This is a genomic window from Rhizobium acidisoli, assembly GCF_002531755.2.
GTDB lineage: Bacteria > Pseudomonadota > Alphaproteobacteria > Rhizobiales > Rhizobiaceae > Rhizobium > Rhizobium acidisoli.
Map to the genome: position 1 here is coordinate 470,448 of NZ_CP034999.1, position 15,646 is coordinate 486,093.

Genomic DNA, 15,646 nt, shown 5'->3' on the forward strand with positions numbered 1-15,646 from the left:
AGGCAGGCCATGCAGTCAATCAAAAAAGCGCTTAGGTGGCAATGGCTCCGTGTCGGCGGGGCAGGGGTCGTGTGTGCCTTAATCTTCACGCTCGGACCACACATCTCGGTCGGAGGATTTGCGCCGCTTGACAGCCTTCGCAGCCAGATCGCGGCATCGATGCTGATTCCGGTCGGATACACCGTGATCTACTTGATCCAGTCCCAGCTTTACAAGGTTCAGGCCTATTTTGAAGACCTCGTCCAATCACGAGTGTCGGGAGCGCTGGACGAGGTTGGGGCCGAGCAGAAGAAGGGAGACCCAAGGCCTTCCGACCGAAGTCTGGGCCAAGCCAGCACGCTTGCTGAAAGAGAGCTTGAGGCGATTCGTCATCGTTTCCGCGAGGCCCTTACCACACTCAAGGGGCGCCGCTACGCAGGAGGTATCAGCAGGCGGTGGCTCTATCAGCGGCCATGGTATGTGATGATCGGTCCGCCCGACTCGGGGAAGACCACAGCAATAGTCAATTCCGGGCTCAGCTTTCCGCTGGCGGCAAGGTCCGGTCTGAGAGCCGCCGGTGGGGTCGCGGGTACGGAAAACTGCGACTGGTGGATCACCGATGACGCGGTGTTCGTCGACACTGCTGGGCGCTACACGATACAGGAGGGTGATGCAGACCGGGACAAAGCGGTTTGGCGTGGCTTGCTTCGTATGCTCAGACGCTCCCGGCCGCGGCAGCCGCTGAACGGGGTCTTAGTCACGATCGGGATCAGCGAGCTGAACTCGACATCCGAGGAAGTGCTCGCCGACCGCGCGCGCTGTATCCGTGAGCGGCTCCTCGAAGTTTACAGGGAGCTTCGCCTGCAACTGCCGATTTATGTGCTTTTCACTAAGAGCGATCTGCTGGCGGGATTTGTTGAATTCTTCGACGATCTGGGTCGCGAGGGGCGGGAGGCGGTGTGGGGATTCACCTTTGCGCAAGAGGCTTCGGAGGACGAAGGCGATCCCATGGCGTTTGCGGCAGCATACGATGCGCTGGTTGGCCGCCTAAACGAAAGGCTGCTTGAACGAATGCAGCATGAAAGCAACCTCCAGCGTCGCGCGCTCATGTTCGGCTTCCCACAGCAGGTCGCTAGCCTCAAGCACCTGACGCAACAGTTCTTGAAGGAAGCCTTTGGCGGGAATTCGTTCCAGGAACCGCTTATGCTCCGCGGCGTCTACTTCTTAAGCGGCACGCAAATTGGCATGCCCCTCGATCGAGTTGCGAACGCCAGATCTCAGACCTTCGAGATCGCTCAGCCGCCCTGTACAGCGCTTCGTGGCCCGGGGCGTGGTTATTTCATCAGCCGGCTGCTGCGCGAAGTCGTTTTCGCCGAAGCTGGGCTCGTCGGTGCCAATCACCGCTTCGATCGGCGCCAGCGGCGGATCCGATATAGCGCCTACACGATAATAGCGGCGGTCATCGTTAGCGCCGGCGTCTTGTGGACGTTCAGCTATATTCGGAATGTTGAGCGGATCGAGAGCGTTCGCCTAATGGCTGGCAGCTATGCCAGAGGGGCCGAAAAGCTGAAGCTCGACCGGGTTGAGAGTGCCGATCTTCGACCCATCCTGCCACTGCTTCAGCGGCTGCGTGATTCTAACGGCGACAGCGCGGGCGACCGCCTATCAAGTTCGGGTCTCGACCAGAGTAAGAAAATCAAGGTTCAAACGCTCGCGGCGTACCGCCGCGCTTTGAACACCGTCCTGCTGCCGCGGCTGATCTTCCGATTGGAAACCTTACTGGCCGAGCGGCACGACGATGATCAGTTCGTCTACCAGGCGTTAAAGGTTTACCTGATGCTGGGTCAGCAGGGTCCGCTCCAGCGCGCGGTCGTCAAGAACTGGATGGCTGCCGACTGGGGAGTGATGTTTCCGGCCGAAGCCGATGCCGGCCTGCGCCGCGCGCTCGCTGATCACCTGGATGCCCTCATGGAAGGGCCGCTGCCCCATAGCGAGCTTAATGGCGAACTGATAGAGAGGAGCCGCGCGAAGCTCCAGGCCATCTCGATGGCGCGCCGCGTCCTCGACATCATCGCGACCAGTCCCGAAGCCTCGCGGGCGCCAACCTGGCGTCTGGCCGACCATGCCGGGCCGCTGGCGCAGGGCATCCTGGCTCGCAAATCGGGACAGCCGCTCAGCGAGGGGGTTCCTGGCATCTACACGAGGGCGGGGTTTTACGGAACTTTTCTGCGATTGCTGCCGCAGGTGGCTGACGCTGTCGCTGCAGAAGGTTGGGTTCTCGATGCACAGGTAGTCGCGCCGACCGCAGCCGATGATGTGAGCCAGAAGCTGCGGCGTTCGGCGGCGGATCTCTACGCTCAGGAGTTCGCGTTGCGCTGGGACCAGCTCATTGGCGATATGTCTATCCACCCGTTTGGGGGCATCGATGACGCGCTGCGCACCTTGAACACGCTGTCCGCGCCGACGTCACCAATGCGCCTGTTCCTTTTCGCGGCGGCGCAGGAGCTAAAGCTCAAGCAACCACCGGCTCCCGAGGACGGCTTGACGAAAGGTGACAGAGTCCCCCAGGGCGAGGTGTTGCCAAGCGAGCTCGAGGCACTGTTCCGCTCTCAACCGGCCGCGGACACGCCTGAAGCTCACGTCCGGCTCTATATGGGCGATCATTTCCAGTGGCTGCACCAGTTGGTCGAAGTGCCGTCGAACAGCCAAGCGGGCGCGCAGGCGCCGATCGACAGTGCTCTCCGCGATCTGGGCGAACTGTATCGCTCCCTCAGCCAGGCGCAGGGGCTGGCGGGTTCGAACATCTTGGAACACAACGGGCAGGCGGGCGTCGCCATCCACCAGATCGAGGCGGGAGCGACCAATCTGCCCGAACCCATCCGGCAATGGATCCTCGGCCTCAGCCGCCACAGCTCGGACCTAACCGTCAGCGGCGTGAGGCGCGAGTTGGCGAGCGGTTGGGCGGGCGGCCCCGGCGATTTGTGCCGGCGGGCAACGGAAGGACGGTATCCCTTCGCACGCGGATCCCGCCGGGATGTCCCTTTGAGCGATTTCGCCCGACTGTTCGGCCGCAAGGCGGAGATCGACACTTTCTTCGCCGAGAACCTTTCCCCATTCGTCGACAAATCCACAGGTTCGTGGCAGTTTCGGCCAACGAGCGGTGTCGATTTCCCTATCGGCCGCAATACCTTGGCCCAGTTCCAACGGGCAGCCACAATCCGCGACACCATGTTCGAGGATACCGGCCAGTTGTCAGTTGGATTCCTGCTCACCATCGCCGAGACCGATCCGTTGACAGACCAGGTGGTGGTGGACATCGACGGCCAGCGCCTCGAACATCGACGAGGAACGGCCGCCGCGGCCATGCATTTCCATTGGCCCACGGCCAGCGGCGTCGGCGGCGCTTCCGTCGCTTTCATCGGTTTTCAAGGCGCCATTCTCTCCAAGAGCGGCCATTGGGCGCTATTTCGCCTCTTAAATGAGGCGGACAAGCGGCCCTTGGGAGGAGGGGACCTTATTCAGGTACGACTGGTGTCCGGTGACCATTGGGCGGTTTTTAACCTCCAGCCTGACAGCGTGATGAGCCCGTTGTCCCGCAATCTGCTGTCAGAATTCCGATGTCCAGATTTCTTATGACCGCCGGGATAGCATCCGACTTGCGCTGGGAAGGCCCTATGGGATCACGAGACGCCCACGCAGGTCTGCGGCGGGAGAGGTCGGCATTTCGGTTGCCGGCCGGATCGGAGGCGGTCACGGCTGCGACTGGCGGCGATCGTTGCTTGATCTCGGCGCGCCGCTTTCCCGCTCGACTAGACCGCTGGAGAGCGCGGTCACCTCCATCAGGCAGATCTTCGGGAAGTTGGGTGATCAGATCCTGTCCCATCCTATCAACCGACGTACACTGATCTAGAACAGGAAACTGGAGAGATATAATGGCCGGAATGAAGCACAATAGGACAAGAGCAAAGAAGTTTATGCAGTTGATCGACCAGACGAGGAACAGTGCGGATTTGGAGTTCTGCTTTGCGGTTGGCACGGTTGGCGATCTGCGGAAGCCTGCTGTCCTGGTGAGTAAGAAAAAGCTCAATGGATTGGCACAAACTTTGAAAAGCATGCCTTTTGAAGATGATGAGGATAGTGGTAAGGAGACCTTTTCGCTTCTGCGGAGAGGCACGGGCAGGATGAACGAAAACGGCGTTATCCTCGTCAAGTTGGCTGATGGTGGAAAGGCCGGGTTCCCGCAAGTCCAAAAGGTGATGAAGAAGTATTTCGTGAACTTCCGCATGAGGCTGCCTGACATGCAGGAAGCAGGAATTTTAACTGAAGAAGACATTCAGCAGTTTGAGATGAACGCCGAGGAGAACTCTCAATTTCTTCCACCCGACGACTCTGAAGAATTAAATCGGCCGATGGCGGCACTCGATAGCGCGGAAGGGAACTCCGCAGGGAGTGTTGAGGAAACTGAAGAGAGAAGCAAGCGTGAAGGCGGGGCTGAGCTCCTGGAGCAGCTTCTCCCGGAAGTGAAGGAGGGCATTGCCGCCGCGGCAGCGACCATTTCCAATCACGCAGTAAGTCTCAGCGCGCAAATTGGCGCGGGACAGACCGCAGAGTTGTCCCATCTGACCACGAAGATCGCGGATTGGCTGCAACGTGTGCTGGCTGCGACGCCTCCGGAAGAGCAGGAGGCAACGCTGCACAACTTCGCCGGCCGGCTTCTGTTGATGCTGGCCTATCCTGAGAATCTGCGAAATCTTCAATATGTGGATGACATGCCCGATGGGGCGGGGCAGGGCGAGACAAACGGCGACCGCCGCGAAGAGGTCGTGGTGAATGGGATCGATCTGAACAGAGTCCCAACGGGTGCTCTCGATCAAGACGAGGTAGTAGAGTCCTTGTTCCGTCTGATCAAGGCAAAGGCTCAGGAGCGACAGCTTTCTTATCCGCTAGAGAACGCGAATTCTGAAAGGATTGCGAAGATAGTGTCGTCGCAATGGCCGAAGGAACTAGGCGATGCAGCCCGTAGGCGCGCGGTTTTGGAGCGTCTGATCGCAGCGGTGGTCCCGCGGCTCGATAACGATGATCAACTTCTGGTCCTTCTTGGCATCGCAGACCAGCCCGAAAGGACCAAGTCCGTCGAAAACTCCGTCGAAAGTATCATAGCTGCATGGCAGGCTCATCTCGACACTGCCTTGACGCTGAGGGATGAGGTAAAGAGCAAGATCAACCAGATGGTCGATGTGGAAGCCCGCGGCGGAACGTGGAGGTATGTCGACGACATCTTCCTGCAGTTCGGTGGAGAGCTTTCGGATCAGCTCTCCGCCATCACCGAACGCAACGGTGAGGCAATGTCGAGCGCGACCGAGCGTGTCAGAACCACAGTCCAGCAGAAGCTCGACTATCTCAACGGCAGCGACATTGTAGCCATGCTTGACAATCCTCCAATCGACATCGGTCCGGGCACTATAGGGCAGACGCTGCGGGAAGGGCTCGCCGCCATCACCGATGGACTGAAGCGCATCGAAACCTCGCACGCCGCGCCCGCCGCGTAGTGATCGCCTGCCTCGATGCTGGTCGGCCCACCGGAAGGCCGGCCGAGCACGCCATCAACGGCTGCATCAGCGACGGAAGGAGTTCGCCGCTCAGGTGGATCAGCGAAGCGGTGAAGGAGCGGCGCACCAACAGAGGCTTCTTCTTCATCGGCTGCCGCTTCAACGACCAGATGCTGCGCACCTACGCCCGACAGATCACGAAGCGATCCAACGCCCCATGTTTGGCGGTGCTGGATGCGGCAGCGCTGACCAACAACGAACGCCGTTTCTTTGCAGCAAGCCCGATCACGCTTATCGACGTGCCGACTGGCGAAGCTGCGGCTCGGCTTGTCGGCTGAAAACTAGAGTAGAGAAGGAGTATTGCGGATGCGACGATACACGAGGATTTCGTCGGTCGGTCGGTCGGTCGGTCGGTCGGTCGACACCGACGTCGGAGGCGGATTTGCCGTAAACGTTGATCATCACAGCCGCCATTTGAAAGGAAGGATGGTAGTGCCGCTCGCCTTCCTATCAATCCACCCATCCCTTTTTTGCACGCATTCCATCCAAACAAACAATTTTACTGGTCAAAACAATTGCCCTTAGAAAAAACGCTGAAGAGCGCTGTGCAGAACGATTGTGTGGAGTTCTAAAAATTGGTCCTCAGGTTCGGTAGAGACTGTGCTGGAAAACGAGTTGGAGCACTCTGTCAGTTGCCTGGCCTCGATTGTTATCACGTTGGACGTGATCGGCCAAATCTTGGCCGTTGCTTCTGCCGTTTCAGTGCTAATGGGCTCTCACAAGAAGCACTGTTGCCTGGTCGACTAAATCTTTGAGTGCATCCCTCACAATGACTAGAAGCCAGAGCAGGCGCGCTCGCAGCCGCAAGGACATGATCTGCGCCTTTTGCAGGAACACCAAACCTCGTGATGTTTTCTTGCGGCTGTCGGGCCGAAATATGAAGGACTGAGTAATGTGGATAGGTTACGTGGCAGTTCTGCTGCAAATGCTTCGGTCAGGGTTTCCGTGCGGCGTCGCAACTATAGCATCAAGAAGGTTGGGCAGCATCGATTGTCGGCAATGTCGCCGAGCCGGTCGCTATTAGTATCGGCTTCGCCTGTGAGCTCTATCTGACACGTCAAACACAAGCTTTGAACTTACGAAAGCCGGCGGTCGGGCCAGAGCGACCTTCCTTTCGAAACGGACTGGAGAGCAACATGCTGTGTCTAGGGCTGAGTGGGCGTCTAAGCAGAGTCTACGAAAAGCCGTTCGATCTACCGAACAGCTTTATGCACGATGGGGCTGCAATTCTCGTTCGCGACGGCCGAGTGATAGCGGCGGTCGAAGAGGAACGGCCTAACCGAATCAAGCACTCCAACAAGCTACCAACGCGTTCGGTTCGATATTGCCTCGCATCTGCAGGTGTTCACCTTAATCACATCGACCGCATCGCGCATTATGCGACTGAGGCCTATTGCAACGCTGTGCTCGAGCGCGTGCGCCTCTCTCACCCAAGCACCCCAATACCGGATGCGAGGCTGTTGCAACGGGCTCGGGGAGGTCGACACGGGCTCTATATTCCTGTGGGACACCCCGATGTTCCATGTGATCGCCATCGTCACACAGATCTGTCCGCCCATTGGACGCGTGATGGCACAATGCCATGGAGGTTGTCACCCGCGCTCCACCGCCGAGATGAACTCGAAAACGTTGGACCCGGAATTGATTGTTGAGGAATGAACTTCATGAAACGCAATGTAGAAAAAGAGGTGACGGATCAACTCGCTTATAGGCGAAAGATGTTGCAAGATTGGAGAGGAGAGCGCCTCACTGGACACCAGATAAACCTAGCATCAATAGACCTCAACCTCCTGGTGGCGCTCGAGGCTCTGCTCGAATACCGGAACGTGACGCACGCGGGCCAGCACATCGGGCGGAGTCAACCGGCGATGAGCCGGGCACTGGGAAGGCTGCGCGGCTTGTTCAATGATGATCTCCTGGTGCGGTCTTCAACGGGTTTGATCCCAACGCCGCAAGGCGAACATTTGGCTCAAAGGCTGCCGTCGGCACTGCGTACGATCCGAGAGATGGTGACAAGCCGCAGCGTAATCTCAAAAGAATGGGGGAGGGGGGCAACGCTGGCGATCCCCGATCATCAAGCTTTGGCTGTACTACCGCGCCTCCTGCCGTGGTTACGCGAGCGTGCCCCTCATCTCGACACACTCGCCTGTTTGCCGTTTGATCGTGCCGTGCGGGGGCTTGAGCAAGGTGATATTGATTTGGCCGTTGGGCATATCGACGTGCAACTGCCTGGCTATTTTCAGCGCAGTCTTTATACAGACCGCTTCGCGTGTTTGTTGCGCCACGACCATCCAGCGCTGGCGCAGGAATGGACGATCGACAACTTCGCGACCTTGCGTCACGCTGCCATCAGTACGGACTCCCCCGACCACTTCGGCCCGATCTACGACCACTTGCCCAACCTGCGAGCGGATCGTAGTCCCATACTGTTTTCCAGCGTTCTCACGGCAGCGGTGGTAGCTTCGGCAACGGATTTGGTATTGCTCGTCCCGCGCCGCGTTGCGACCCAAGTTTCCGCGATGCTGCCGCTTAGGGTTGTTGATCCACCCCTCGAGCCGGCACCGTATAAGGTCATGCTCATCTGGCACGAGCGGTGCCATCACGACCCGCAGCATAAATGGCTGCGCAAGGAGGTCGCCGCCGCGTTGGAGACGGGAGCGGACTGACACAAGAAGCGGGTGATCGGGATGCTCCTGAAGCGTCAAAGAGAGCAACCGGGCATTTTGCGCGGGGAGGTGACCAAGGCCCCAGCGCTGCTGCGACCGAGAGTGCCAGGCATGTTGGACGAATATCGAGACTTGGCTGCCTATGTGCTCGCGGGGCCTGCTTGTGTCCGGGCTTCTGCTGAGCTGCGGCACGGCCCGGCAGTGGCGCGGATATCTTCGACCCGACTCTCGGATCGACCATGTTGATGGTGATCGTCAAGTGATCAGCATTCATGTCAGCAAGCTCTCCGAGACGGTCCGGCAGTGCCAGACCGTTGGTTGAAAGACACAGCTTGATATCGGGGTTCTCTGTGGCTCCGCGTTCAAATGTCGCCTTTGTATTCTTCCGGTCATAACAGGCATCGCCTGTTCCGGCGATAAAGAGCACGGGAAGCTGAGGGACTTCATTGGCGACCGCAACGACCTTTCGCAGCGCCTGGTCAGGCGTCAGCTTTTCCGAGACGACCCTAGGCCGGCTTTCGTTGGCGCAGTCATATTTACGATTGCAGTAGTTGCACTGGATATTGCAGGCTGGTGCGACCGCGACGTGCATGCGCATGAAATAGTAGTGCGCTTCTTCTGAATAGCAGGAAAGCTCCTTGATCTTCTCCCAGACAGCCGGCTCCACGTCGTGCGGCTTTGCGGACGAACCGCACAATGACGCGGCGCAAGCAGTGGACTTCGCTGTGGCCAGCAGCCGGTTCATGGCTGTCGTGCTGGTCAGGCTCTTGTGCGGAATCATTGGTGGGGACATTGAAGGCTCCGTTGCTGCTTAACGTCGCGGTTCAAGAAGCAAGGGTCATGCCAATGCAAATCACTATTTTTTCAATATGTTAGCGTTTTTTGTCCGGTTCCCTCCATTTGCGACCCGACATAGAGTTGTCAGGCATTTGACAATAGACAGACACCGGTAAAATGGCAGCTCGCCTCGAGTGCATGAGTTGAGGAGGGCAGGTCGGGCCGTTCGACCACACCAGGCTTAGAACTTTCTTTCACCCCGATTTGATGCCCGCGGATGGCATAACCAACCTAAGGTGGAGTTAAGCCGAGAGGCGAGCCGCCTGGCCTGAACCCACCCAGATTTCTCCATCGCGTCGATCAGCCGTTCCCGCTCGGTCAGACGCGCACCGATTGCGAGCCAGGCAGGATCATTCGGATCACAGGCTTTGGAGGAGGCTTCGCCGAGGCAGGCGCCGGCGCGCCCGGCGGCCGCAAACGGGGATCCAGTCGACATTCGGCTCTTTCTGGCGAACTCGTCAATCGCATTGTTGCCGAATGGACCGTTAGCTCCCTTCCACACAAGCGCAGAGAGGCACTGGCTGTTCTTGCAGGCAAAATCCAACGGAGCAATGGTCCTTGATTGCGCGAGAGTTGCTGTCTTACGCACGCGGTTTCAAGTTCACAGACGTTCCCTGGGAAGCGGCTTTGCGAGGCCAGGTCAAGCGCCGACGGCGCGAATGTCCGTTCGCAGATGCACCGAACGCCACTTTCAACTCAAGACTAGACTTGCGACGGGCCATGGACCACGAGAAAATGGTCGAATTGCATGATCGCGAAACGATCCGCGACTGTCTCTATCGGTATTGCCGCGGGATAGACGGGCGGACGAGGCGGCGCTGCGCAGCTCCTTCTGGCTCGCGCAGGACAATCACGGAGCGTATACGGGCTCCGCCGAGGCTTCACTGAGTTCGCGCTTGGTGTCTTCAAGACCGAACCGCCCAACATCCCCAGATCACGAAAGTTCTGATTGAGTTTATCAGCCCGACTGAAGCAGCTGTCAGAGCTACTTCACAGTGCAGCATGAGGCGGGCCGTCGCAGACAGTCGCAGCAAGATTGCAGTCTCTAATCTTCGCCTGCGTCCTCCTAATAGAGGGGCGTATCAACTCGGCCGGCGGCGCAAAAAGTCATCACGATGACGGCAAACTTTTATCCGCGGTTCAAATTGAGTTGTTCGAAGTACCAAGACGGGTCATCATCGGAAGAATCTGTCTCGACACTGGCTTCACTCGAATGCCCCTCGACACCTGCTTCATCGTCGCTAAGATAGCCCACGGTTTTAGAGAGATAACTCCAAGGTTTGTCTGCGCGCTGCCATCCACCCTTGCTATTCTTTATCCACTTGTCGGGATGTTGCGTAGGGTCGAGCACCCAGCGATTTTCACCCACGTCAACGAAACCCATCTGCTCAAGACGGGTTCCCATCTCTGGCGAAGCGGGACGTGACATGATCAACGGCTGTTCGCCGTCGAGTTGAAGTTGATGTTCGAGCAGAATATCGCCAGCGTTCTCGACAAGCGGATGAGTAACGCGAAGGTCTACAATCGACGTGATTCTTTTTCGACCGGGAAATAGTTCCCGCCACGGCTCGTTTTCGATGCTAAATCCATCCTCTGTTCTTAAAAGCCCAACGCTTCGTTCTCCCAGATCATAGCTGAAATATCGCGCGCTGGGCGTATCATCGTCGGTGCCGCCGTAGAGTCGAGCGATGGTAGCCGCACGCAGGGCTTTAGAGGACACGAAGGGCGAGTACTCTTGTGGATTGACGGAAATGTGCTTGATATCATCACCGTAAAATTCCCTCACTTTTCTGGCAAATGTAGATCTGTCGAGCACCTTAATTGGAGGTTCGGAAGAGAGCGAGTATGGCCGCGTTGGCGACGAAGGCGAACGAGCATTGGGATCTGGCGTTGATCGGGACGGCATGCCCGTAAGTGTTTGTGCCCCGGTCATATTCTCGATCCACCCCGCCATGGCCCGGGTGCGATCATCTTCCTCGGAAATGTTGTAGCGCAGCGATCGTTCTGAGTTATCCATGGCGGTCTCTCCTGAGAGTGAAAGGTGTGATGAAGCGCATCCTTTTCAGTCGCTTCACATGTGGGAACGGTGCGCTCACTGTCCGGCCTATAAAGCGGATACGTGACTGCTAAGCTTCGATGAAGCGGGGGGTACGCGTTGCATGCGCGGCTCCTGGTCTCGCCTAGAGGGGACTAAACTTCCGTGAACTGGGCGGAAAGACGACCTGCGGGGCCCATATAGCCCGATGCGATCACTGGTTCTGCCAGCGTCGTCCGGACCCGCTCGGGAAGCTGCTCACAGCCGGTTGTCGTCCGCGAGCTTCTGGAGCTCTGGCGGAACAGTGCCGGCGCCTTGGCCAGCCGCAGTGATTGTAGTTGCATTAACATCGCCAGCGTCCATCCACGTTATAGTTCGTCTTACCGCCTCCAGCCGCTCCTCGTCTCCTCCTGATTCCTTTCCTCAGCCCAAGCATCGAGGATTCGTGAAAGCGTGGTCCCTTCGCCAAACCATCGTCGAAGTCCGTCGGAGGTGTCTGCGCCGCGGCAGGGCTAAGATTAGCTTGAATGTTAGAGGTGTCCTCGGAGGATTTACCGCCCCGCGGGCCTGTTCTGTGTTCACCGCTGTTGGTCTCCAATTGCAGATTACGCATATGCTAGCGCAACCGGACTGGCCGCCACCATGCAAAATCGATATTCCAAAATGCTTTGGAAAAGCGGATCCACGGAGTCCCCTTAGGTGGTGAAGGCTCTGAGGAGTAGGTGGGCATCAGTGGTTTTTCGGCAGGGTCGGGTGGTTCAAGCACAGCCCGATAGAAGGCCACTGATGACCAATGAGATGATGGACCTCCGCTCGGGAATACGTCATGCCAAGCTGATAGCTGCTTGGCGGCGCAAGTCCCATCCGGCCAAAGTCCCATCCGGCCAAGGTCACAGCGGCGAAGCCGGGGCGAGTCTTGCGGGCGTCGCGGTAGCGGGGGGCTGAAGTGTAGACAGATACGGGTGCGGGAATGAGCCTCGAAAGTTGAATGATCACGGAAGGCCGAGTGGGTTCTGTAGAGCGACAATCTGGCTGAGTCTCACCTTGTTTGCCGCCGCGCACTGAGGCGGTGAAATCAGAAAGGCCGGCGGATGGATTGGTTGGAATTGGAAATCCTGACGGCACCCTTCACGCTGCATGTTCCACACATCACCCGAAACTGCTTAAATGAAGGCCAATTTTAGCGGGCTCCGCATGGCAAGCGGCAAGCTGGCGAGCCTCTCAAGCCATGTGCCGGCCTGATGGTCGAGTGCAGACGATTGTCGGCAAGCCGTCGCATATAGCGTTCGGCCATGCCTTGAGGGCATGATTGGATCTGGCTTTAGCATGCTGGGCGGCGGTCGGCAGGCATTAGGATCGAGGTTCCAAATTTGATTTCCGGAGGACCGGCATCGATGTACCCAAGACGAAACCAGCCGCGCGATGACGATTCTCGCGAAGTAAGTGAGTGGATCGAAGGCGTGACCGGAGCTTTCGATACGGACGCCTGGATCCGGGACTACAATTCACTGAGACGAGACATGGAACAGGATCTGAGCGACTTGCGCCTCGGTTCGCACGACAGTGACGCCGGCGATCGTGTGCCGCGTCGCAGATCCGTGGGCGGTTCGATGCGAGTGACGCCGCAGTCGCGGGCGCCGGAGAACTCGTTGAGCGGCGCCCGCCACAGCATAGACGTCTCTCGGGCGGGCTCCAGCAGCTTGCGATTCGGCGGCTCGGGGAGCAAGACATCGAGCAATATGGCGGAGGCGGGCGAAGTCGCCGCGCCGCCGCAGGGCAAAAGCCGCGGATTTAAGTCGCGCATGGCGTCAGGGTTCAAGAAGGCGTTCGGATTGAGCAGCGGCAAGACGTCGTCGCGGGGTTCGGGGCAGCAAGACGTCGATGCCGCAACGGAGACTCACGTGGTCTCAACCAAGGTTCGCGTCGATTACGCCAAGCGTGGTCGCCCCGCCGACCGGGACATGCATCCCGATGACGAGTCCCGCATCAACCAGTTCGCGGAAGCAGTCCGAGACTACGAAATTCTACCCGACGGTAGCATCGGCCGAGGGGACGGAAGGGTTCCCGAGCGTACCGTCGAGAACAATTTAGGGATTCTTAGGGGGTTCGCTCGTTGGCTCCGAGCAGAGAACAGAGATTCGATGGCTTCTCGGCTTTTAAACGATCCAGATTCACTAGCCGTTGATATCGCGGATTATTGGGCAAGCGGTGGGGATGGTCAGGACCGTCTTAAGTCAGCACTGTCTCATTTCAGGAGGCTCGGGCCTGAGGGGCAAGAACTCCAAGCCGTTGGACCTGGGCCGCGCCTGATGGGGCGCCAGATACATGATCCTTATCCCGACGACGCCCTCATCATTGATAGCTTGGCCAAGGAAGAGGTCCCGAATTCTCGGAAAAATGCCAGTGGGCAACGAAAGTTTAGCGCTTGGCTCAAAAGGGAGGGCAGGGAGAGCATAGTCAGCCGGCTCAACGGCAGTGATGAGCAGCGACGGTCGTTGAAGGAGGATTTTAGGGCCTTTACCAAGGAGGAAGGAAAAAAAGTGGTCGTGGGTTTCGATCGGCTGCGGCAGTATCTAGGCGCCGAGTCGCAGTTGAAACAGCATCATCCTTATCCCGACGACGCCCGCATCATTGATGACCTAGCCAAGGAAGAGCTGAGCAAGCTCGGATCGGACTCGACTTCCAAGAGGAATGTTGTCTGGAGTCTGGCCAGCAATCGACGAAAGTTTAGCGATTGGCTCCAAAGGGAGGGCAGGGAGAGCATAGTCAGCCGACTCACCGGTACTGATGAGCAGCGACAGTCGTTGAAAAAAGATTACCAAGACTTCACCGAAGCCATGGGAAAAAACCTCACCATATCTTTCAAGCGGCTTCGGCAGTACCAGCAAGTCGTTGAGGCGAACGCAGCGTCGGGGTTGTCCCCTGAGCAGGCAAGTGGCCGGGAACCGGCCGGTCTGGACGGCCGTTCGGATCCACGTGCCGAGTTCAGATCAAGTTCGCCGCTGCAGCAGGTTGATCCATCGATCGAAGGCCGCAGCGGATTGTCGCTCGACCATACCGAATGGCTGGGCGACCAGCATATCCAGACGGATTATGAGCTGCTAATGCAGGACTTGCAGCGAAACGATCCGGATCTCGCCGCCAGGACGCGGCTTATCGATCCCCTGATAGCCCATTATCATCTGCGCCTGGGCGATGAGAGCACCGCGCTGAGCGCTTTCCAGCGCATCGTTAATGATCAGAATGGAAGAGATACAGCCGACTTCCTGTTCCTTCCAGTGAGCGATGCCAGTGCTTCGGATCCTGATCGCCGCGGCACCCATTGGTCGCTGCTACTCGTTGACCGTCGCAACCGCGAGGGGCCGGCTGCCTATCACTATGACTCCTTCCGGGGACAGAACAACGAGTTTGCAGCAATGCTCGCACAAAGGTTGGGTACCCGTCTGGAGCCCGTCCGCATGACCCAACAGCGCAACGACTATGATTGCGGAGTCTTCGTGGTTGACGGCACGCGGGCGCTCGTTAGACGACTGGCGCGAAGAGGCCGGCCAGCCGTGCTGCACCTCGACAACCTCGTCGCCGATCGGGAGCAACTCCAACGACGTCTGAGCACCGCGCCCAACGGTGCTCGAGCGGGGGCTGCGGCGGCTGGACCGGAGTCCTCCACACAGATCGCCGATCCCGCAGAGTTTTGGCATGGAGTGGGTCAACCCGGCCAGCTTCCCGATAGCTGGAATACAGCGACCTTCCGGCAGGATTTGCCATCAGCCGCCTATTCACCGGTGCAAAGCGTCAATCCGCCAGACGCACCATGGGAGCAAAGCTTGGGGGCATCGATCTTCGGCACCCCACAGTACATGCTGCCTGTGGACGACTTGGGAGAAGCTGTCCCTCCGAGCTGGCAACACCGCAATCAACCGGCACCGGCTGGCCTTCGGCTTGCAATGTCCTATTATGAGTTGCTGCCGAGCGCGGACAAACCCCAGACCAGCATCACTATCCATGGTGTGCCCTACACGGCCACTCTGGGGCCATCAGGCAGGGAGAACGACATTTACCTTTTCCTGCAATAGGGTGGAGATGGATCGAGCAATAGATGCCAGTTGTTCTTGAAAAAGCACCAAACCGTTGAGAGAGAATCCGTTTTTACGCGGCCACGTGCAGCGCGCCAACCCAGATGAGACGATCCCCAGTGCCGGGGGCGGCATCGAATGGCGGGCTCCGCATGGCAAGCAGCAAGCTGGCGAGCCTCTGTGACGGCCTGATGGTCGAGTGCAGACGATTGTCGGCAAGCCGTCGCCATATGGTGTTCGGCCATGCCTTGAGGGCATGATTGGATCTGGCTTTAGCATGCTTGGCGGCGGTCGGCAGGCATTAGGATCGAGGTTCCAAATTTGATTTCCGGAGGACGGCATCGATGTACCCAAGACGGAACCAGCCGCGCGATGACGATTCTCGCGAAGTAAGTGAGTGGATCGAAGGCGTGACCGGAGCTTTCGATACGGACGCCTGGATCCAGG

Annotated in this window: 5 protein-coding genes and 4 pseudogenes; 7 read left to right on the forward strand and 2 right to left on the reverse strand. The window is 58.4% G+C overall.

All coding sequences use genetic code 11. The features are described from left to right. The first annotated feature begins 9 nt into the window (after positions 1-9). The 5 genes and pseudogenes from tssM to CO657_RS24620 all read left to right on the forward strand — a co-directional run bounded on the left by tssM (position 10) and on the right by CO657_RS24620 (position 8,254). The gene (tssM, locus tag CO657_RS24595; RefSeq protein ID WP_054185909.1) at positions 10-3,615 is read left to right on the forward strand and encodes a type VI secretion system membrane subunit TssM; all 3,606 of its coding nucleotides are present in this window, start codon (positions 10-12) and stop codon (positions 3,613-3,615) included. Between the two features lie 296 nt (positions 3,616-3,911). Continuing rightward, positions 3,912-5,528, forward strand: coding sequence for a hypothetical protein (locus CO657_RS24605; RefSeq protein ID WP_054185908.1), 1,617 nt, complete (start codon positions 3,912-3,914; stop codon positions 5,526-5,528). A gap of 98 nt (positions 5,529-5,626) precedes the next feature. Next, positions 5,627-5,866 (forward strand): annotated as a pseudogene (locus CO657_RS24610) (SIR2 family protein); the annotation flags it as partial. An 858-nt stretch (positions 5,867-6,724) separates the two neighbouring features. After that, positions 6,725-7,051, forward strand: a pseudogene (locus CO657_RS24615) (carbamoyltransferase N-terminal domain-containing protein); the annotation flags it as partial. Positions 7,052-7,243: 192 nt separating this feature from the next. Beyond that, a complete protein-coding gene (locus CO657_RS24620; RefSeq protein ID WP_054185907.1) occupies positions 7,244-8,254 on the forward strand; it encodes a LysR family transcriptional regulator in 1,011 nt (336 codons plus the stop codon). A 211-nt stretch (positions 8,255-8,465) separates the two neighbouring features. Here the strand turns inward: CO657_RS24620 and CO657_RS24625 are convergent. Continuing rightward, positions 8,466-9,047: pseudogene (locus CO657_RS24625) on the reverse strand (radical SAM protein); the annotation flags it as partial. A 764-nt stretch (positions 9,048-9,811) separates the two neighbouring features. Here CO657_RS24625 and CO657_RS37510 point away from each other — a divergent pair. Then, positions 9,812-10,078: pseudogene (locus tag CO657_RS37510) on the forward strand (nuclear transport factor 2 family protein); the annotation flags it as partial. 142 nt (positions 10,079-10,220) lie between these two features. Here the strand turns inward: CO657_RS37510 and CO657_RS24640 are convergent. Continuing rightward, positions 10,221-11,108 carry a hypothetical protein gene (locus tag CO657_RS24640; RefSeq protein ID WP_054185906.1) on the reverse strand — a complete coding sequence of 296 codons (888 nt, stop codon included), beginning with the start codon at positions 11,106-11,108 and terminating at the stop codon, positions 10,221-10,223. A gap of 1,412 nt (positions 11,109-12,520) precedes the next feature. Between CO657_RS24640 and CO657_RS24645 the strand changes: the two genes are divergently transcribed. Further along, positions 12,521-15,199, forward strand: coding sequence for a Ulp1 family isopeptidase (locus tag CO657_RS24645; protein WP_128715601.1), 2,679 nt, complete (start codon positions 12,521-12,523; stop codon positions 15,197-15,199). Positions 15,200-15,646: the final 447 nt, after the last annotated feature.